This is a genomic window from Streptomyces capparidis, from assembly GCF_054782095.1.
Map to the genome: position 1 here is coordinate 1 of NZ_BAAGTD010000062.1, position 19115 is coordinate 19115.

The window sequence follows — 19115 nt, forward strand, 5'->3', positions numbered from 1 at the left end:
GGGCGACGGCCGCGCGCCGCGCCGGGCCCGCCGCGGCGCCGGGCGCCGTCGCCACCCGCAAGGCCGTCGGCGCGTGGCGCTCCGGCACGGGCGGCGGCCGGGGCAGGGGATCCGCCCCCACCGCCCTCGGCCGGGCCGTGCGGGAGCGGGGCCCGAGCATGCGGGGCGGCACGGGCCGGCGGAGCGGCCTGCCCGGCCGGATCACCGGCGCGACCCGCGGCAGCGGGTTGCCGAGCTGGGACTTCCGGCGCCTGCTCGGCGCCTCCGGCAAGCGCGGCACCTCCGGCGGGCTCCGCGCCCCCGGCAGGCGCGGCATGGCCGGGCTGCGCGGCATACCCGGCCTCGGCGGGAAGCCCCGCGGGAAGGCGGCACAGGCCAGGAAGCGCATCGCCTCGCGCTTCTGCTGACGGCCCCTCGCGGCTCCGCCCCCGCCACCGGTTCGCCGGCGGCGGGGGCGGAGCTCTGTGCGTCGGTCGCGGTGCGGCGACGGGCCCGGGCGCGAGTCCCGGTCGGCGGGCCGGCCGCCCGTGCCCGGGGGCGCGAGGGCGTGCGGCCACCGGGGCCGCTTCCCGCCCGGGGCCTCAGCCCAGCTCGGCCAGGTGCCGCACCGCCCGGGCCACGGGGCCCTCGATCCACCCGGTCAGCCCCGCGTCCGGGGGCCGGCCCACGATCACCGTGTCCGTGCCCAGGTCCGCGTAGCCGGCCACCTCCCGGGTGAAGGCGTCCACGTCCCCCTCGCGCAGCAGGTCGCCGACGTAGACCACCGTCTTGCGGATCCCGTCGTAGTCGCGGCCCAGGTCGTCGCAGTGGCCCCGCAGCACCCGGAGCTTGTGCGCCACCTCCTCCCGCGAGGTGGCGAGCAGGTTGCAGGCGTCGCCGTAGCGGGCGACCAGGCGCAGCGTCTTCCGCTCGCCCCCGCCGCCGATCATGATCTCGGGGTGCGGCGCGGCCAGCGGCGCCGGGACGCAGAGGGTCTCGGCGAGCCGGTAGTGCTCGCCCTCGAACGGTCCGTTGTCGTCCGGGTCCCACATCTGCAAGCAGATCCGCAGGGTCTCCTCGAGCCGTTCGAAGCGCTCGGCGAGCGGCGGGAACGGCACGCCGAGCCCGCGGTGCTCCCGGTCGTACCAGGCCGCCCCGACGCCGAGCGTGGCCCGGCCGCCGGAGAGCACGTCCAGCGTGGTGACGATCTTCGCCAGCAGCCCGGGGTGCCGGTAGGTGACGCCGGTGACGAGCACGCCGAGTCGGGCGGTGGAGGTGTGGGCGGCGAGGAAGCCCAAGGTGGTGTACCCCTCCAGCATGGGGTCCTCGGCGCCGCCGTTGTGCTCCATCTGGAAGTAGTGGTCCATCACCGACAGCCAGCTCACCCCCGCCGCCTCGGCCGCGGCGCCGGCCGAGGCCAGCTCGGGGCCGAGCCCCGCCGCTCCCTTGGGGTGGTGGAACCGGTTGAGGTGCACACCGAGCCGCATGCCTGTCTCCGTCTCGCCGTGGGGCCGGCCGAACACCTCACGACGGTAGTTCCTGAAGCTCACTCCAGGTCAAGCCCCGCGGGCGATCAGCGCGGCGGGCCGGCCGAGGGCGCCAGGTACGCCCGCAGCCGGGTGCTGCCGTAGTCGGGCAGCGGGACCTCGCGCCAGTCGCGGACGGCGGGCGGCGCCGGCCTGCCCTCGGCGACGAGCACGGCCACGGGCCGGGAGGCGGCGGTCCGCAGCAGGGCGGGCCAGGTGGTGCTGCCGTCGTGGCCGCCCACCTGGCGGGAGGCGCACCCGGCGAGGTGCGCGAGCGGGATCGCCTGGTGGCCGTTGACCACGCACGGCGGGTGCAGACCCTGGCGGCGCAGCTCGGCGGCGATGCGCACGCCGTCGGCGCGGGTGGCGCGGGTGCGGTCGTTCACCGCGTCCAGCACCCGGTACTGGACCGCGAGGTGCCCGGCGAGCGCGAGCACGACCAGCAGCGGCAGCGTGCCCCGCCGGCGCACCGCGGCGACCAGGAACTCGGCGACCGGCACCGCCAGCAGCGCGTACACGGGCAGCAGGAAGCGCGGCGCCGCGTAGTCCACCGTGAACAGGTACGGCACGGCCATGCAGAGCCCGGCGCACGCGGCCACCGCCGAGCAGGCCCCGCGGCCGGCGCGGCGGGCGGCCCACACCCCGGCGGCGGCCAGCACCGGCAGCGCCAGCCACCACAGCATCGCGGCGGGGTGCGGCCAGGGGATCGTGCAGGGGCGGCACAGGGCCCGTCCGCCGAGCGCGCGAAGGTGGTCGTCCACCGCCCAGTGGCTGCCCAGCGTGCCCTGGATCTCGCTGGCCCGGTGCAGCCTGGCGGACAGCCCGCCGTACGCGGCGTGTGCCTCCGCCACCCAGGGCGCCAGGCCCGCGGTGAGCCCGCCCGCCAGCGCCACCGGCACCCGTGGCCGCCACGCCGCGAGCGCGGGCACCGACAGCGCCAGGGCCAGCCACACCGCGTCGGTGGGCCGCATCAGCGCGGCGAACGCCACGGCGGCGGTCAGGCCGCACCAGGCCCGCAGGTCCTCGCCGTCCCGCACGACGCGCAGGCAGCACCCGGCGGCGGCCAGGGTGGCGAAGGCCACCCACAGGTTCGGCATCACCTGCGGGCCGTAGAACACGGTCACCCACAGACCGCAGAACAGCGCCCCGGCGAGGGCGAGCACCGGCACGGGCAGCAGCCTGCGCCACACCCACAGCGCGAGCAGCAGGCCGGCCCCGGACAGCACGGCCAGCCACAGGCGCAGCACGGGGACGGACCCGGTGGCGGCGAGGACCGGCGCGACGAGGAAGGTCACCCCGCGGGCGCGCGGCGCGCTGAAGAACGCGGCGGGGGTGCGGGGATCGACCTGGCTGGCGTACACGGTCTCGTCCCAGCCGAGGCCCATCCCTGGCCGCACGGTGAGCAGTTGGACGACGGTGAAGCACACCGCGACCGCCGCCAGCCACGGCAGCGGCCGGGGACCCGGGTCCTGGGGGAGCCGGGGGCGCAGGGGCCGCGCGTTCGCGGTCTGGAGCACGGACACGCATCCCACGCTGCGCTCCGGCCCCACTGGTCACAACCGGAGTGGGGCGCCCGGGTGAACGGCCCACCCGCGCGCCCCGGCCGCGGGGGCCCCGGCGCGGCCCGCGGCGCCGGGCCCGACACGCCGCGACACACCACCGTGGATCCCCGCGAATCACCCCGAATCAGGTAGATGTGGGGCCACTGCCGAATACCAGGCGCGCGCGGGGCGTGGCTCCCGGGGCCGCGCCGTACCGAGGAGCGAGCATGGTGACGTCCACGGAGCCCACCACCGCGGTCCCCGCCGCGCGCCGGCGGCGGTTCGGAGCGGTGGCCGTGTCCTGGGCGACGACCACCGACCACAAGACCATCGGCCACCTGTACCTGATCACGGCCTTCGGGTTCTTCCTGATCGGCGGGCTGCTGGCCCTGGTGATGCGCGCCGAGCTGGCCCGCCCCGGGCTCCAGGTGATGTCGAGCGAGCAGTACAACCAGGCGTTCACCATGCACGGCACGGTGATGCTGCTGCTGTTCGCCACCCCGGTCTTCGCCGGCTTCGCCAACGAGATCATGCCGTTGCAGATCGGCGCCCCCGACGTGGCGTTCCCTCGGCTGAACATGTTCTCGTACTGGCTGTTCCTCTTCGGCGGCCTGATGGTCGTCGGCAGCCTGCTCATCCCCAACGGCACCGCGGACTTCGGCTGGACCGCCTACATCCCGCTCAGCGACAAGCAGCACACGCCGACCATCGGCGCCGAGCTGTGGATCATGGGTCTGGCGCTGTCCGGCTTCGGCACCATCCTGGGCGCGGTCAACTTCATGACCACGATCATCTGCATGCGCGCCCCGGGCATGACGATGTTCCGGATGCCGATCTTCACCTGGAACATCCTGCTCACCTCGGCGCTGGTGCTGATCGCCTTCCCGGTGCTCGCGGCGGCCCTGCTGGTGCTGGAGATCGACCGCAGGTTCCACTCGCAGGTGTTCGCCCCGGAGAACGGCGGCGCGCTGCTGTGGCAGCACCTGTTCTGGTTCTTCGGCCACCCCGAGGTGTACATCATCGCCCTGCCGTTCTTCGGCATCATCAGCGAGATCATCCCCGTGTTCTCCCGCAAGCCGATCTTCGGCTACATCGGCCTGGTCGGCGCCACCATCGCCATCACCGGCTACTCGCTGATCGTGTGGGCCCACCACATGTACGCCACGGGAGCGGTGCTGCTGCCGTTCTTCTCCGCGATGACGTTCTTCATCGCCATCCCCACCGGGGTGAAGTTCTTCAACTGGGTCGGCACCATGTGGAACGGCTCACTGTCGTTCGAGACACCGATGCTGTGGTCCATCGGCTTCCTGATCACCTTTCTCCTCGGCGGCCTCACCGGAGTGATCCTCGCCTCGCCGCCGATGGACTTCCACGTCACCGACTCCTACTTCGTCGTCGCCCACTTCCACTACGTCGTCTTCGGCACCGTGGTGTTCGCGATGTTCGCCGGCTTCTACTTCTGGTGGCCGAAATTCACCGGCACGATGCTCGACGAACGGATGGGCAAGGTCCACTTCTGGACCCTGTTCATCGGCTTCCACGGCACCTTCCTCATCCAGCACTGGCTGGGCGCCGAGGGCATGCCCCGCCGGTACGTCGACTACCTGGCCTCCGACGGCTTCACCACGCTGAACGTCGTCTCCACCATCGGCGCGTTCCTGCTCGGCCTGTCCACCCTCCCGTTCGTCTACAACGTGTGGTGGACCGCGCGGCACGCCCGCAAGGTGGAGGTGGACGACCCGTGGGGCTACGGCCGCTCCCTGGAGTGGGCCACCACCTGCCCGCCGCCGCGGCACAACTTCTGCACCCTGCCCAAGATCCGCTCCGACTCCCCGGCGTTCGACCTGCACCACCCGGACGTGGCGGTCCTGGAGCAGCCGTACGTGGAGGCCACCACCGCGGCCGCGCGGGAGCGCGCGGGTGTCGAGGGCGGATCCACCGAACGCGAGTGAGCGCGGGGCCGCCTCCCGGGCCCACCCGGCGCGGGGGAGCCGGCCCCGCCCGCCGGCGCGCCCCCTCCGGCCCGCTCAGCCGCCCCTGGCCGCCCAGAGCACCAGGCACACCCCGCCGAACACCGCGCCCATCGCCGTCAGCGCCACCAGTTGCGGGCCGAACCCGACCGTCGCCACCGACAGCGCCGAGAGCGCGAACGCGCACAGCAGCACCACCGCCGCGGCCGTCCGGCGCCGCCTCGACGCCGGCGGCGTGAACGAGCGCAGCGACCGCCGCAGCCTGCGGTCGCCGGCCAGCTCGGCGGCGATGCCGTCCAGGGCGCTGCGCTCACGCGGTGTCAGCTCCATGCCTCTCAATATGCAACGGCCCGCTCCGCCCCGCCCTCCGGCGCGCCGTACCATTCACCGAGCCATGAACGCCCAGGACACGCCACGCACCGCGCCCCCGCCGGGACCCGACCACCCCAGGCTGCTGCCGTCCACGCTGATCGAGGAGGAGCCGCCGGGCGGGGGCCGCCGGGTGCGGCGCACGCTGCGCGACTGGCTGGTGGACCTGGCCATGTTCGTGCTCGCCGCGCTCTTCGGCCTGATGGTCGCCTCCGACCCGGCCACCCGGGAGTCGGTCTCCCCGGAGCTGCTGCTCGCCGACCAGATCGCGGGCGCGGCGGCGTGCGCGGCGCTGTGGCTGCGGCGGCGCTGGCCGGTGGGCCTGGCGGTGGCGCTCACCCCGCTGGGCACCTTCTCCGACATGGCCGGCGGCCCGCAGGTGGTGGCGCTGTTCACCGTCGCCGTGCACCGCCCGCTGCCCGTCACCGCCGCCGTGGTCGGCGCCAACCTGGTGACGGTGCCGGTGTACGCGGCCGTGCGCCCCACCCCGGACATGCCCTTCGCGGTGCTGCTCGTCCTCGGTCTGGCCATCACCCTGGCCGCCACCGGCTGGGGCATGTTCGTGCGCGCCAGGCGGCAGTTGGTCTTCTCGTTGCGGGAGCGGGCCAGGCGCGCCGAGTCCGAGGCGCAACTGCGCGCCGAGCGGGCGCAGCGGGAGGCGCGGGAGCAGATCGCCAGGGAGATGCACGACGTGCTCGCGCACCGGCTGTCCCTGCTCTCGGTGCACGCCGGCGCCCTGGAGTACCGGCCCGGCGCACCGCCGGAGGAGGTCGCCCGCGCCGCCGGGGTGATCCGGGACAGCGCCCACCAGGCCCTCCAGGACCTGCGCGAGGTGATCGGGGTGCTGCGCGCCCCGGTGGGGCGGGCGGCGGGGGACGGCGGGGAGGGCTGGGCGGAGGAGCGGCCCCAGCCCACCCTCGCCGCGCTGCCCCGCCTGGTGGAGGAGTCCGTGCGGGCGGGAGCGCGGATCACCCTGCGCGACCGGCTGCCGGACCCGGCGGGCGTGCCCGACGCGGTGGGCCGCAGCGCCTACCGCATCGTCCAGGAGGCGCTGACCAACGCCCGCAAGCACGCCCCGGGCGCGGCGACCACCGTGACCGTGGCGGGCGGCCCCGGCGACGGCCTGACCGTGGAGGTGCGCAACCCGCTCCCGGAGGCGGGCGCCCGCGGCGCGGCCATCCCCGGCGCGGGCCAAGGGCTGATCGGTCTCGCGGAGCGCGCCGCGCTGGCCGGCGGGCGGATCGAGCACGGCCCCACCGCCTGCGGCCACTTCCGGGTGTACGCGTGGCTACCCTGGCCCGCATGACCGCAGCCCCCGGCACCGCCCCGCCCGCCGCCCGCGCCATCCGCGTGCTCCTCGTGGACGACGACCCGCTGGTGCGCGTCGGGCTGTCCATGATGCTGGGCGGCGCGCCCGACATCCGCGTGGTCGCGGAGGCCGCCGACGGCTCGGAGGTGCTTCCGCTGGTGGAGCGGCACGCGCCGGACGTGGTGCTGATGGACATCCGGATGCCCGTGGTGGACGGGCTGGCCGCCACCGAGCTGCTGCGGCGGCGTCCCGAGGCGCCCGAGGTGGTGGTGCTCACCACGTTCGACGCCGACGAGCACGTGCTGCGGGCGCTGCGCGCGGGGGCGGCGGGCTTCGTGCTCAAGGACACCCCGCCCGCCGAGATCGTGGCCGCGGTGCGGCGGGTCGCGGCCGGTGAGCCGGTGCTGTCGTCCTCCGTGACCCGCCGGCTGATCGCGCGCGTGGTCGGCGGCGCGCCCGACGACCGCAGGGGCCGGGCCAGGGAGCTGCTCGGCAGGCTGGGCGAGCGGGAGCGTGAGGTGGCCGCCGCGGTGGGGGAGGGCCGGTCGAACGCCGAGATCGCCGCCGCCCTGTACATGAGCGTGGCCACGGTCAAGGCGCACGTGTCGCGCATCCTGACCAAGCTGGACCTGAACAACCGGGTGCAGATCGCGCTGCTGGTCCACGACGCGGACCTGCTCGACGAGCACCCCTGACGGCGGCCCCGGCGGGCCTTCCCGCCCCGCGCGTTCCCGCCGCCCCGGGTGTCCCCGGATGGGTCATATGTCCCGCTGTGCCGGGTACGCGGTCCGCGCAGCAGTACGTACGACGAGTACGACGAGAGGACCGCCAGCCATGGTGCGCAAGAAGATGGAAGGCGACGAGGAGCAGCGGCGCGCCGCCGCCCGGGCGGCCCGCGAGGCCGGCAGCACCCCCAGCGCGGACAAGGTGACCACGGGCGCCTCCAAGCAGCGCTCCCACCTGTCGCACCGGGACTCGGTCACCCATGACGAGCGGCTGGCCTCCCGGCACCGCGGCAAGCAGGGGACGGGCGACACGGGCGAGGCGCGGGGACGCGCCCCCGACCGGGAGCCCGCGGTGTCGTTCGTGGGCCGGGGCCGGCCCGGCTATTCGGCCGAGCACGAGCGGGTGCTCGGCGCGCTGGTGCGCTCGATGGAGCGGCACGGCGGCGACGCCGTCCATCTGGAGGAGGTGGCGCGGACCGCGGACATGCCCAGGGACCAGGTGCGGCCCCTGATGCACGACCTGGTGACCACGCACAAGGTGGCCACGGAGCTGGCCGGCGTGGACCGGCCGGACCTCGGCCCGCGCTACGGCCTCAAACCGGGCCGGTGAACACCGCGAGGGTGCCCGGCCCCCTCTCCGGGCACCCTCGCGAGCCTGGCGGTGGCCGTCAGCCGCCGACGGCGGCCGCGAGGCCGTCGCCGACCTCGTGCTGGCGGCGGTACTCCTGCGCGCTCACCCCGTAGGCGGCGCGGAAGGCGCGGCTGAAGTGCGCGGCGTCGGAGAAGCCCCAGCGGGCGGCGATGGCGTGGATGGGCCGGTGGCGCAGGGCGGGGTCGGCCAGGTCGCGGCGGCAGCGCTCCAGGCGCCGCTCCCGGATCCACTCGGCGACGGTCGTGCCCTGCGGCTGGAAGAGCCGGTGCAGGGTGCGCGCCGAGATGCCGTGGGTGGCGGCGATCACGTTGGGCGACAGCTCCGGGTCGTACAGGTTCCGGTGGATGTACGCCTGCACGCGCAGCAGCAGCTCGCGGCGGCGGGTGTCGTCGGGCAGGGTGTGCCCGATGTCGTGGTGCCGGGCCAGCAGCACGGAGAGCAGGTCCACCACGACCGTGCCCAGGCGCACGGCGTCCTCGGGCTTGTAGTGGTGGGACTCCCGCACGATGCGGGTGAGGAGGTCGAGCAGCAGGGCGCCCATGCCGTCCCGGCCGGAGAACACGGCGGGGGCGAAGGCGTTCGCCCGGTCCGGCGGGAGTGGCAGCACGGTGCGCGGAATCACCAGCATCATGCCGTGCGCCGACTTCCCGGCCGTGGTGGTCCGCACCCGGAAGGGCCGTGAGGTGTCGTAGAACAGCAGGTCCGCCGGGTGGGCCGGGATTTCCTCGGTGCCCTGGGTCAAGTGGTGCTCGCCGAGCCCCATCACATCGAGCTGGTACATCCCCGGATCCGACTTGCGGATGAGCCGGGGAGTGCGCACGGCGCGGCAGGGCGAGGTCTGCGCCGAGATGGCGTGCAGGGGCCCGAGCCGCAGGTGCTTGATCTCGGCATGGAAGTCCGCCTGCTCGGCGGCGACGACTTCGAGCGGCACCGGCATCCGGGAGAGTGTCTCCCGGAAACGCGGAAACCGGTCGTTCACGGGGAGATCCCCCGTGCGCAGAACCGTCCTCACTGAGCCCTCCCCCGGCCGCGACGATGTCGCGGAGTGCAGTCATTCCGCGCCCCATGCTCACCCGGCAGTCGGCGACTCGGCCAGTCACTCCACCAAATGTTCATATTTTCTAAAGGCAGAGTAAAGCGCTACTGAATCAAGCGGAAAAGCACTACTGGGAAAATGGGGCGGGGTTTTCTCGCGTGTGCCCTTCGCCCGGGGGTCCGAACCCCCTTCGGGCGGGTGAGCGACGAACGGTCCGGGCGCCGGGGGCGGGAGGCGGAGCGGGCCGACGGGGCGGCGGTGCGCGGCCGGACGGGAGCGTGCGGGGGCGGGCGTGACGCCGACCCGGTCCCGCGGCGGGACGGGCCGGCCGCCCGCCGCGCCGGCGGCCGTGCCGATCGCCGAGGTCCCCCCTCTGGCCTGCGGCGAGGTCCCCTCGCGGGGAGCACGGGCGCGGCACGCCGGCGCGCGGGCGGCGTTCCCGGAGGGCGGTCCGCCCGAGGGAACACCCCACGAGTGTGGGCCCGGCGCACGGCCGGTGGGTTGACCGGGCGCGCCAGACCGTTGCCGGTCGGCGTCAGGCGGGAGCGCGCGGGCGGGGCGCGCGGCGGTGCGGACGCCGGTCAGCGGGCGGCGTGCGCGGGGGAGCCGGGGCGGCCCCCGGGGTGGCGCTCCCGCCAGACCAGGAAGACGGCCGTGGCCAGCACCGCCCACCCGCCGAGCACCAGGAACGGGAAGACGTGCTGGTGGCCGGCGAAGTAGATGGCGTTGTGCTGGGCGTTGACCGACGCTCCCGGCGGCAGCCAGCGCCCGATCGCGCCGTACGGCTCCGGCAGCAGCGGCCACGACACCGCGCCGCCGGAGGAGGGGTTGCCGATCAGCACCATCAGCCCCCACGTGGGCAGGATCGCCCACCGGCCGACCAGCGTGTGGAACATCGTGAAGACCATGCCGGAGGCGAACATGGTGAGCGCCAGGATCCCCCAGGACTCGGCGAACGGCAGGTCGAGCACCCCCAGCAGCCAGTCCACGCCCGCGCAGATCGCGAACCCGCCGAGGACCGCGTACAGGCAGGTCGCCGCCACCCGCTCGCCCGCGTTGAGCGCCCTGGCGTGCACCCCGAGCTGGGTGGCGCCGATGAACCCGATGACCACCGCGGCCAGCGAGACGTAGAAGATCGCCAGCCCTTGCGGATCCGTGGACTGGAGCGGCCTGACGTCCCGCACCGTGACCGGGACGCCCACCTGCTGCCCGGCCCGCGGCGCCGCCTGCGCGAACAGCCGCTCCACGGACGCGCCCGAGGCCCCGGCGACCCGCACCTCGGCGCCGTCCGGCCGCAGTTGCAGCACGGCGAACACCTCCTGCTCCGCCACGCCCCGCAGGGCCGCCCGCTCGTCCTGGTAGCGGTGCAGCGGCAGCGACGTGCCGAGCCCTCGCTCCAGCGCGCGGATCAGCCGGGTGCTGTCGGGCGAGGATCCGGTGACGCCCACCGGGATGCGGTGCGGCGTGGGATTGGCCATGGCCAGGCAGTACGACGCGGCGAACAGGCCGGCCGCCGCGGACGCGATGAGGATGATCACCGCCGCGGCGGAGAACGGCGAGCGCCGGAAGCGCTCCCACCGCTCCGCCGTGGTCAGGTCCCTGCGGTGCGGATGCTCCCGGGACGGCGCCGGCCCGTCGGACGGCGCCGGGGAGGAGGGCGGCGGCTCGGGCGGCGGAGAGGAGGGCTCGGGGCTGCTCATGACGAGAGGCGGGTTCCCGGAATGGCCGAAAATATGCTCACGCCCGGGGTGTCGGGCGCTGTGACGCCAGCCGGTTCGGGGTGTCGCCGTCCAGGTCCGCGCAGAACGCCCCCACCACGTCCGCGAGGTGGTCCAGGGACTCGGCCACGTACAGGACGGGCTGGTAGCCGGTGATGGTGTATGGGGTGGCGGTGACCGCGACCGGATCCAGCGGCCGTGGCTCCGCGGCCGGGAAGCGGGCGATCTCCCCGTAGCTGGACAGCAGCGCCGCCCCGTACGCCCGGAGCCGTCCGCCCTCCCTGACCAGGCCGTACTCCATCGTGAACCAGAACATCCGGCTGAGCGGTTCGACGGCCCGCGGGGTGCGCGCCCGCCGCGCCGCCTCGCCGAAGAGCCGGTACAGGGCGGCGAAGCGGGGCGAGGCCAGTTGCGGTCCGTGGCCGGCCAGGTCGTGCAGGGCGTCCGGCTCCGGGCTGTACAGGGGGACCGCGGGGTGGCGCAGGTACTGCGCCGCGTGGAACCAGCCGTCCGCCATCGCCCCGTACATCCGGTCGTTGTCCACGATCCCGCCCGCCGGGGTGAAGCGGAATCCGGTCAGCGACCGCAGTCGCGCGTTGACCTCCTCCTGCTGCGGCACATGGTCGCCGGGCAGGTCCAGGGCCTCGGCCGCCTCCACCACCTCCCGGCAGGCGTACCCGCGCCTGGCCGCGGTGACGGCCGTGTGGGCGAGCCGCCATGTGGCGTGCTCGCCCTCGCTGTACGCCACCGCGGGCGCGGGCCGCCCCGGCCGGCGCCCCAGCGCCAGCGCTCCCACGGCCCGCCGTCTGGCCAGGTAGACGGGGTCGGAGAACCCGGGGTGCCGGGCGGCGGGACCGAGCCGGCCGTCGGGGGTCACGGGGGTTCTGTCCGCCATGCCATCCATGATGGCAAATCGGGTGAATTGCGTCATGGCGGGATGGGTGGCCGTGGGCGGCCTGCGGCGGGGCGGCCGGTGGCGGGGCTGGGTGCGGTGGGGGTGCGGGATGCGGTCTGGTCCATGGGGGAGGGGGTCGCGGGGGGTGCGCCGCGAGGCGGCGGGGTGGTGGCGGGGGGGCGGGTGTGGGTGGCCGCCCGCCGCGTGGCCGGGCGCCGCCGCGCCCGCCTCCCGCGCCCCCGCCCTCACCCCGGTCTCCGCGCCTGTCAAGTCGCCCCTCGCACTTCGCGCCGCCGGAAAGGCCGCACGGCCCACCGGGCGATGACCGGTCCGCCCCCGTCCGTCCCGGTCCGCCTCCGGTCCGGGTCGCAGTCCGGCCCGGCCGGACGGGGGCGCTCGGCGGCGGTCGCCCCGGCTCCCCGTCCGCCGCGCCGCCCCCGTCGCCGCCACCGCCCCGCCCCCGTCCGGCCCGGTGGGAACGGCGCCGCTCCGGCGGTTCCCCGCCGAGTCGGAATCGGCCGGAAACGTCGCGTGCATTGGTATGGACATGCTAAGTCGCCGAGGGCTACCTTTACCTTGGTCTAGACCAAAGCGCTGCACGTGGCCGGCTCACCGTGCCCCCCGAAGGTGCACAGAAACCCTCACGTTCTCTCAGGAGCGAGCATGCGCAGGAAACTCAGCGCGGCCGTCGTGGGCCTCACCCTGGTCGGCGTCCCCCTCTTCGCGAGCGGCACCGCCCAGGGCCACGGCTACACCGACAGCCCGACCAGCCGTCAGCAACTGTGCGCCAACCGCACCGTGCAGAACTGCGGCGACATCGTGTACGAGCCGCAGAGCGTCGAGGGGCCCAAGGGCTTCCCGGCGGCGGGCCCCGCCGACGGCCTGATCTGTGCCGGCGGCAACTCCCGGTTCGCCCAGCTCGACGACCCCCGCGGCGGCACCTGGCCGGCCACGCGGGTCACCGGCGGCCAGAGCTACAACTTCAACTGGCGGTTCACCGCCTCGCACGCCACGACCGACTTCAGGTACTACATCACCAAGGACGGCTGGAACCCGAGCCAGCGGCTGACCCGGGCGGCCCTGGAGAACACGCCGTTCCTCACCGTCCCCTACAACGGCACCCGGCCCGGCTCCACCGCGAGCCACTCCGGGAGGATCCCCTCCGGCAAGTCGGGCAAGCACCTGATCCTGGCCGTGTGGACGGTCCACGACACGGGCAACGCGTTCTACGCCTGCTCCGACGTCCAGTTCTGACCACCGGACCCTCCGGCCCCTCCTCGCGCCCCCTGCGAGGAGGGGCCTTCCCGTGCGCGCGCGCCCGGGGCGCGCGACATGTCGCCCGACACCGGCACAGCGGGTCCGCCCCCGTGCGGCCCGAGCCGCGACCGACGCTCCGGCGCGCCCGGGCCCAGCCTCCACCGCGGCTCCGTGCGACCGCGAGCCGGAGCCGACCCCCGCTCCAGGTCCACATGCTGAGAATGATCGGGTTCCGCTTGGGGTTACGGAGCGGGACCGACCGATCACCCGAGTCTCCTCAGCGTCGAGGATCCCAGGGAGTGGCCACCATGCCCGCAGACAGCACCAGGCGCCCCGCCGGCTCCCTCTCCCTCCGGGAGAGCGACTTAACGGGCGGGAGCCCGCAGGCCCTGGCCGAGATCTCCGCAACGGCGCGGAAAACCCTGGACGAATTCGGCTACGTCTACCTGTGCGACGTGCCCGCCGAGTTCGACCACCCGTCCTTCCTCTCCGGTTTCGGTGAGTTCATGCCCCAGTACGACGGAAAGCTCGTCTGGGACCTCACCCCCGAACCCGACATGGACGACGTGTACCACTCCAGGAACACCCGGGCGCTCGTCCCGCACACCGAGGCGTACGAGTACCCCGGCCCACCGCCGCGCTACCTGGCCCTGTGGTGCGTGCGCCCCGCGCAGGGCCCCGGCGGCGAGACCACCCTGGCCGACGGCCGCGAGTGGCTCGGGACCTTCACCACCGAGGAACTCGACCACATGCGCACCCACCCCTACGAGTGGCACAGCAGCGAGGGCCTGGCCCGCAAGGACATCCACCTCAGCAACCGCCACCCGATCCTCAGCGAGCACCGGGGGCACACGGTGCTGCGCTACTCGGCCAACAACGTCGAGGACGTGGACGACGGCTTCCTGCCCGGCTACGTCCAGCGCGGTGTCGAGTTCTTCGACAAGACGCACATCGCCGTCCGCATCGAGCGCAACGCGCTGCTGGTGTGGGACAACTGGCGGATGCTGCACTCCAGGACCGCCTTCAAGGACCGCGGGCGGCACCTCAAGCGCGTGCTGATCGCCGCATGAGCGGGCAGCCGCGGCCGGACCGCGGCCCGCGCGGGTACACCAGGACGATCGGCATCGTCGGCGGACTCGGCCCCCTGGCCGGCGCCAACTTCTACCGCTGCGTGGTGGAGGCCGCCGAGGCCGGGTCGGACCAGGAGCACCCCCGCGTGGCCTTCGTGTCCGACCCCGCCGTCCCCAGCCGCATCGCCCACCTGCAAGGCCGCGGCCCCTCCCCGCTCCCGCAACTGACCGAGGTCTGCCGGACCCTGGTCGCGGCGGGCGCGGGCGTGCTGGCCGTGCCCTCGGTCACCACCCACGCCTACGTCCCGGAGCTGGCGGCGCGACTGCCCGTCCCCGTGGTGGACGCGCTGGACGCGGCCGCCGCGGCGCTGCGGGACGCCGGGGCGGCCCGGGTGGCGCTCGCCGTCACCACCCCCGCCCGCGACTGCGGGCTGCTGGAGCGCCGCCTCGCCGAGGCCGGCATCTCCTGCGTCCACCCCGGCGCGGCGGACCAGTCCGCGGTGCAGGCCGTGGTCGAGGGGGTGAAGGCCGGGCGGCCGCTGCCCGAGCTGGCCCGCCGCCTGGACGACGTCCTCGCCGGGCCCTGGGCCCGGGAGGCGGACACCGCGCTCATCGGGTGCACGGACATCTCCCCGCTCGCCGCGCACATCGAGAGCAAGGCGGCCGACATCGCACGGATCTACGCGCGGGCCGTGCTGGACGCCGCTGTCTAGGCCCGTCGCCGCGTCCCCGTCGTCGCCCGCGGGGCAGACGGGGACGCGACGACAGGCCCCGTGACCACCACCCCCTCCCCGCCGCCGGTCCCGCGTCCACCACGCGGGACCGGCGGCACCCCTGCCGCCCCGGACACCGGCCCGGCGCGGCGGTCACCGCACAACGGCACGCACCCGGAAGGACCCGGATGGACCTCGGCGGCATCGGCGTGGAGATCGACCCCGGCACGCTCGCCCTGCTGCTCGTCGTGGCCGCCCTCGCGGGCTGGATCGACGCCGTGGTGGGCGGCGGGGGACTGCTCCAGGTCCCGGCGCTGCTGCTGGCCATGCCCGACATCGCCCCCGCCACCGCCCTGGGCACCAGCAAGGTGGCCGCCATCGCGGGCACCGCCGTCGCCGCCGCCACCTACGCCAGACGCACCCCCGTGGACACCCGGTTCGGGGTGCTCACCGGCACCGTCGCCTGCGCCTTCGCCGGGCTCGGGGCGCTGACCGCCAGCGCCCTGCCCGAGGACCTGTTCCGCCCCGTGATCATCGTGGCCCTGGTCGGCGTGGCCGCGTTCCTCGCCTTCCGCCCCGACTTCGGCACCACCGCGCGCGCCACCGAGCCCGGCCGGGGCCGCAAGGCGGCCGCGGTGCTCGTGGCGGGCTGCGCCCTCGGCTTCTACGACGGTTTCATCGGCCCCGGCACCGGCACCTTCCTGATCCTGGCGCTGACCGGCCTGCTCGGCCTCGACCTGGTGCGCAGCTCCGCCACGGCGAAGATCGTCAACCTCATCACGTACCTGGGCGCCATCACCGTCTTCGCGCTCGGCGGGCATGTGATGTGGCTGCTGGGCGGCGGCATGGCGGTGATGAACATCGCGGGCGCCCGCCTGGGCGCCACCATGACCCTCACCCGCGGGGCGCGCTTCGCCAGGATCGCGCTGATGGTGACGGTGTGCGGGCTGGCCGTGCGGCTGAGCTTCTCCGGCTGAACCCCTCCGGCTGTCCGTGGCGGTGACTACAGTGTCACCCGACGTGTTCGGCTGATTCCGGGGGGAACGCTGTGCGCAGAGGGCTGGGGTACGGGGACGCGCTGCGGGTGCTGGGCGGGGACCCGCCGGCGATCGCGGCGCTGGACCGGGCGCTCCCCGGCCTGCTGTCCGGGGTGACGGGCGGGGCGAGTGGCCTGCTGCTCAGTCTGTTCGACGCCCAGGGGCGGCTCTTGGGGCGCGGGCGCGACCTGGCGACCGGTCTGCGGGAGCGGCTGGGCGGCGCCGGGCGGGTGGAGCGCACCCGGCGCCTGGAGGCGGCGCACGCCGTGCTCGTGGTGACCGCGTACTTCACCGCCCTCGGCGAGGTGCGGCTGCCGTTCGACGTGCGGAGGCTGGAGCTCGACGGGGACGACCAGGCGCGGCTGGCGCTGGGGGCGCAGCGGGCGGCGCGGGAGCTGACGGAGATGGTGGCGCGCCAGGCGCCGCCGCGGCCGGGGCCGCAACTGCCGTACGAGAGGTTCCTCAAGGAGCTGGAGGTGTGGTACCGGCTGCTGTCCACCCGGGTGACCGACTTCGCGCGGGGCCTCGCGCTCTGGGACGAGCTGGACCACACCGGCCGCTCGGAGACCCCGCGGATCCTCGGCCGGGCGGTGGTCCGCGCCGCGCTCGACCACTACCAGGAGCTGTACGCCAGGCTCTGCGGAGACGTGCCGGAGTTCGCCCTGTGGATGGGCCAGGCCGAGCACCAGGCCACCAGGGAGGAGGTTCGCCGGGCGCTGACCGGCGTGGAGCGGCTGCTGGCGTCGCTGTCCACCGCGGCGTCACCGGCGTCGGTGGCCCGCGACCTGTCGGCGGCGTACCGGGCCGCGCTGCACCGCCCCATCCTCACCGAGGGGGAGACCCCCGCGGGCATGCGGCTGCCGACCCTGGAGGACGGCTACCTCGACCCGGACTTCCGGATCCGGCAGGCGGCGGGGCAGGGGCACCCGGGGGACGAGGGGTGGTGGAGCGGCGCGGCCGTCCGCTCCGACCTGACGGACTGCCTGGCGGGACTGCTCACCTCGCCGGGGGCGACGGCGGCGCCGCTGGTGGTGCTGGGGCAGCCGGGCGCGGGCAAGTCCGTGCTGACCAAGGTGCTCGCGGCCCGGCTGCCGCGGGAGGAGTTCCTGCCGGTGCGGGTGGTGCTGCGGGAGGTGCCCGCGGAGGCGGAGATACAGGACCAGATCGAGTACGCGGTGCGGGCGGCCACGGGGGAGCGGACCTCCTGGCCGGAACTGGCCCGGGCGGCGGGCGGCGCGCTGCCGGTGGTCCTGCTCGACGGCTTCGACGAGCTCCTCCAGGCCACCGGCGTCAGCCAGTCCGACTACCTGGAGCGGGTGGCCCGCTTCCAGCAGCGCGAGGCCGACCTGGGGCGGCCGGTGGCGGCGGTGGTCACCAGCAGGACGGCGGTGGCCGACCGGGCCCGGTACCCGGAGGGCGCGGTGACGCTGCGTCTGGAGCCGTTCCGCCGGGAGCAGGTGGAGAGCTGGGTCGGCGTCTGGAACCGGTACAACGAGGGGTACTTCGTGGAACGGGCCCTGCGGCCGCTGGCCGTGGAGACCGCCCTCCGGCAGCGGGTGCTGTCCTGCCAGCCGCTGCTGCTGCTGATGCTCGCCCTGTACGACGCGGACGCCAACGCGTTGCAGCGGATGGGCGACTCCCTGGACGAGACCGCGCTGTACGAGGAGCTGCTGGCGTCGTTCGCCCGGCGCGAGGTGGGCAAATCGGGCGGGGCGCTGCCCGGCCCGGCGCTGGACCGGCTGGTGGAGCAGGAGCTGCAACGGCTCTCGCTCGTCGCCTTCGGCATGCTCAACCGGCGCCGGCAGTGGATCACCGGGGAGGAGCTGGAGCAGGACCTGACGGCGCTGCTGGGGCAGCCCGCCGTCGCCACGGACACCTTCCGGGCACCGCTCACCCGGGCGGACGCGGCGCTGGGGCGCTTCTTCTTCGTCCAGCGCGCCCAGGCGCTGCGCGAGGGCGACCGGCTGCGGACCTACGAGTTCCTGCACGCCACGTTCGGCGAGTACCTGGTGGCCAGGCTGACGGTGACGCTGGCCTGCGGCTTGCTCGACCAGCGCCCCGCACTCGCGGTCGGACCCGCACCGCTCGACGACGACCTGCTGTACGCGCTGCTCTCCTACGCGCCGCTGTCCTCCCACCAGTTGCTGCGGTTCGTGCGGGGCACCTGCGGGCACCGGCTGGCGCCGGGGGAGCGGGAGCGGCTGGCCGGACTCCTCGTCCGCATCCTCGCCGACAGCGCACACCGCACCGGCGACCCGCACCCCGGCTACCGCCCCGCGCGGACGGCCGTCGCTTCCCGGCACGGCGTCTACAGCGCCAACCTGGTGCTGCTCACCCTCGCCCTGGGCGGCGAGACCCTGGGCCGCACCCTCTTCCCCGACTCCGGCGACCCGCCCGAGACCTGGCACCGCACGGCACTGCTGTGGCGTTCGTCGCTCACGGAGGAGGACTGGGCGGGACTGGCCCTGGCCCTGGAGATGACACCGGTGTGGGACGGGAGTCGGCGGGACGTGCGGGTGGGGCTGACCGACGGTCCTGGGGGCACCCCGGCGCCCGTCGATCCCCGCTGGCACTACGAGGGTGGCCGCGCCGGCTCCTTCTCGATGCGGCGTTCCTACACGGGGGAGGTGTGGCACAAGGCCGCCGTGTCCGGCGGCACCAGCGACTCCATGCTTCTCCACGCCCTCGAACCGGTGTTCCGGAGGATTCCCTCGGCGCTGTTCACCGCCCAGGGGCCCGAAGGGGCCCCCGCCCATTCGGTGGCGCACGTCCTGTTGTCCATGTGGCTCGCCAGCGCGTTGGACGCGCCCCTGGACGAACTGGCGGCTGCCTACATGCGCTGCCTCCCGGTTCTGCGCGAGCCCGACCACGACACCCGGATCGCTGCGGCCCGGTTGCTCCTGAGTCAGATGCGCCTGGACGCCCCCCGGCTGCCACCGGACGTGGTGGAAACCCTTGTGGGGGAATCCCCCGGCGAGGTCGGCGACCTGCACGCCTTCGAGAGCCTGCTCAGTCTGGAGCAGGAGCGGGACGACGGGCTCGCCAGCTACCTCTGCGAGACCCTGTGCACCGACGGCGACCCCGCGAGCGTGCTCGCCGCCTGGCTCGCCGTTCACGCGGCCGGGGCCCTGCACCTCGGGTTCTTCCCCCAGACCCCCGCCGAGTTCTTCGCCTCCCTCGACATCGCCGCCGTCGAGGCCACCCACCCCCACCTCCTGCGCCACGCCCGCCGGGTGCTCACCGACCACTATCCGGACATACACCTGTGAACGGCACGTGTGCCCCGCCCCCGTCCGGGTACCCGCCCAGCCCGGGAAG

General features: G+C 74.9%; 15 protein-coding genes and 1 pseudogene. 10 read left to right on the forward strand and 6 right to left on the reverse strand.

Features of this window, described 5'->3' with window-relative positions:
- Positions 1-407 (forward strand): annotated as a pseudogene (locus tag ACYVO2_RS32945) (hypothetical protein); the annotation flags it as partial.
- Between the two features lie 174 nt (positions 408-581).
- Here ACYVO2_RS32945 and ACYVO2_RS32950 read toward each other — a convergent pair.
- Complete coding sequence (locus ACYVO2_RS32950) at positions 582-1466, reverse strand: LLM class F420-dependent oxidoreductase (protein ID WP_461011790.1); 885 nt, start codon at positions 1464-1466, stop codon at positions 582-584.
- Positions 1467-1552: 86 nt separating this feature from the next.
- Positions 1553-3028 carry a hypothetical protein gene (locus ACYVO2_RS32955; protein WP_461011760.1) on the reverse strand — a complete coding sequence of 492 codons (1476 nt, stop codon included), beginning with the start codon at positions 3026-3028 and terminating at the stop codon, positions 1553-1555.
- Positions 3029-3273: 245 nt separating this feature from the next.
- Between ACYVO2_RS32955 and ctaD the strand changes: the two genes are divergently transcribed.
- Positions 3274-4998: an aa3-type cytochrome oxidase subunit I gene (gene ctaD / locus ACYVO2_RS32960; RefSeq protein ID WP_461011761.1), complete on the forward strand. Its 1725-nt coding sequence runs from the start codon at positions 3274-3276 to the stop codon at positions 4996-4998.
- 75 nt (positions 4999-5073) lie between these two features.
- Here the strand turns inward: ctaD and ACYVO2_RS32965 are convergent, their stop codons facing one another.
- Positions 5074-5346 carry a DUF3040 domain-containing protein gene (locus ACYVO2_RS32965; protein WP_461011762.1) on the reverse strand — a complete coding sequence of 91 codons (273 nt, stop codon included), beginning with the start codon at positions 5344-5346 and terminating at the stop codon, positions 5074-5076.
- A 64-nt stretch (positions 5347-5410) separates the two neighbouring features.
- On the opposite strand from ACYVO2_RS32965, the gene ACYVO2_RS32970 reads away from it, so the two are divergent.
- The 3 genes from ACYVO2_RS32970 (at position 5411) to ACYVO2_RS32980 (ending at position 8029) form a co-directional block, all read left to right on the forward strand.
- On the forward strand, positions 5411-6691 hold the full coding sequence (locus ACYVO2_RS32970; protein ID WP_461011763.1) for a sensor histidine kinase: 1281 nt from the start codon (positions 5411-5413) through the stop codon (positions 6689-6691).
- The gene (locus ACYVO2_RS32975) at positions 6688-7389 is read left to right on the forward strand and encodes a response regulator transcription factor (protein ID WP_461011764.1); all 702 of its coding nucleotides are present in this window, start codon (positions 6688-6690) and stop codon (positions 7387-7389) included. The genes ACYVO2_RS32970 and ACYVO2_RS32975 overlap by 4 nt, the downstream gene beginning before the upstream one ends.
- A 139-nt stretch (positions 7390-7528) precedes the next feature.
- Positions 7529-8029 (forward strand): hypothetical protein, encoded by a 501-nt coding sequence (locus tag ACYVO2_RS32980; protein WP_461011765.1) that lies wholly within the window; start codon positions 7529-7531, stop codon positions 8027-8029.
- Between the two features lie 58 nt (positions 8030-8087).
- On the opposite strand, the gene ACYVO2_RS32985 is transcribed toward ACYVO2_RS32980, so the two are convergent.
- The 3 genes from ACYVO2_RS32985 to ACYVO2_RS32995 form a co-directional block, all read right to left on the reverse strand.
- Entirely contained in the window at positions 8088-9083 is a 996-nt protein-coding gene (locus ACYVO2_RS32985) for an AraC-like ligand-binding domain-containing protein (RefSeq protein WP_461011766.1), read from the reverse strand.
- Between the two features lie 605 nt (positions 9084-9688).
- A complete protein-coding gene (locus ACYVO2_RS32990; RefSeq protein ID WP_461011767.1) occupies positions 9689-10807 on the reverse strand; it encodes an ABC-2 transporter permease in 1119 nt (372 codons plus the stop codon).
- A 37-nt stretch (positions 10808-10844) separates the two neighbouring features.
- On the reverse strand, positions 10845-11720 hold the full coding sequence (locus ACYVO2_RS32995) for a phenylalanine 4-monooxygenase (RefSeq protein ID WP_461011768.1): 876 nt from the start codon (positions 11718-11720) through the stop codon (positions 10845-10847).
- Between the two features lie 663 nt (positions 11721-12383).
- Here ACYVO2_RS32995 and ACYVO2_RS33000 point away from each other — a divergent pair.
- From ACYVO2_RS33000 to ACYVO2_RS33020, 5 genes are all read left to right on the forward strand, one after another.
- Positions 12384-12974: a lytic polysaccharide monooxygenase auxiliary activity family 9 protein gene (locus tag ACYVO2_RS33000; RefSeq protein ID WP_461011769.1), complete on the forward strand. Its 591-nt coding sequence runs from the start codon at positions 12384-12386 to the stop codon at positions 12972-12974.
- Positions 12975-13285: 311 nt separating this feature from the next.
- Complete coding sequence (locus ACYVO2_RS33005; protein WP_461011770.1) at positions 13286-14047, forward strand: TauD/TfdA family dioxygenase; 762 nt, start codon at positions 13286-13288, stop codon at positions 14045-14047.
- On the forward strand, positions 14044-14760 hold the full coding sequence (locus ACYVO2_RS33010; protein ID WP_461011771.1) for an aspartate/glutamate racemase family protein: 717 nt from the start codon (positions 14044-14046) through the stop codon (positions 14758-14760). The genes ACYVO2_RS33005 and ACYVO2_RS33010 overlap by 4 nt, the downstream gene beginning before the upstream one ends.
- A 188-nt stretch (positions 14761-14948) precedes the next feature.
- Positions 14949-15737 (forward strand): TSUP family transporter, encoded by a 789-nt coding sequence (locus ACYVO2_RS33015; RefSeq protein WP_461011772.1) that lies wholly within the window; start codon positions 14949-14951, stop codon positions 15735-15737.
- A gap of 71 nt (positions 15738-15808) precedes the next feature.
- A complete protein-coding gene (locus ACYVO2_RS33020; RefSeq protein ID WP_461011773.1) occupies positions 15809-19066 on the forward strand; it encodes an NACHT domain-containing protein in 3258 nt (1085 codons plus the stop codon).
- The last annotated feature ends 49 nt before the right edge of the window (positions 19067-19115 follow it).

Coding starts and splice junctions, on each gene's coding strand:
- ACYVO2_RS32950 (WP_461011790.1), bottom strand. CDS start 1,466: ATGCGGCTCGGTGTGCACCTCAACCGGTTCCACCACCCCAAGGGAGCG.
- ctaD (WP_461011761.1), top strand. CDS start 3,274: ATGGTGACGTCCACGGAGCCCACCACCGCGGTCCCCGCCGCGCGCCGG.
- ACYVO2_RS32965 (WP_461011762.1), bottom strand. CDS start 5,346: ATGGAGCTGACACCGCGTGAGCGCAGCGCCCTGGACGGCATCGCCGCC.
- ACYVO2_RS32970 (WP_461011763.1), top strand. CDS start 5,411: ATGAACGCCCAGGACACGCCACGCACCGCGCCCCCGCCGGGACCCGAC.
- ACYVO2_RS32975 (WP_461011764.1), top strand. CDS start 6,688: ATGACCGCAGCCCCCGGCACCGCCCCGCCCGCCGCCCGCGCCATCCGC.
- ACYVO2_RS32980 (WP_461011765.1), top strand. CDS start 7,529: ATGGTGCGCAAGAAGATGGAAGGCGACGAGGAGCAGCGGCGCGCCGCC.
- ACYVO2_RS32990 (WP_461011767.1), bottom strand. CDS start 10,807: ATGAGCAGCCCCGAGCCCTCCTCTCCGCCGCCCGAGCCGCCGCCCTCC.
- ACYVO2_RS32995 (WP_461011768.1), bottom strand. CDS start 11,720: ATGGCGGACAGAACCCCCGTGACCCCCGACGGCCGGCTCGGTCCCGCC.
- ACYVO2_RS33000 (WP_461011769.1), top strand. CDS start 12,384: ATGCGCAGGAAACTCAGCGCGGCCGTCGTGGGCCTCACCCTGGTCGGC.
- ACYVO2_RS33005 (WP_461011770.1), top strand. CDS start 13,286: ATGCCCGCAGACAGCACCAGGCGCCCCGCCGGCTCCCTCTCCCTCCGG.
- ACYVO2_RS33010 (WP_461011771.1), top strand. CDS start 14,044: ATGAGCGGGCAGCCGCGGCCGGACCGCGGCCCGCGCGGGTACACCAGG.
- ACYVO2_RS33015 (WP_461011772.1), top strand. CDS start 14,949: ATGGACCTCGGCGGCATCGGCGTGGAGATCGACCCCGGCACGCTCGCC.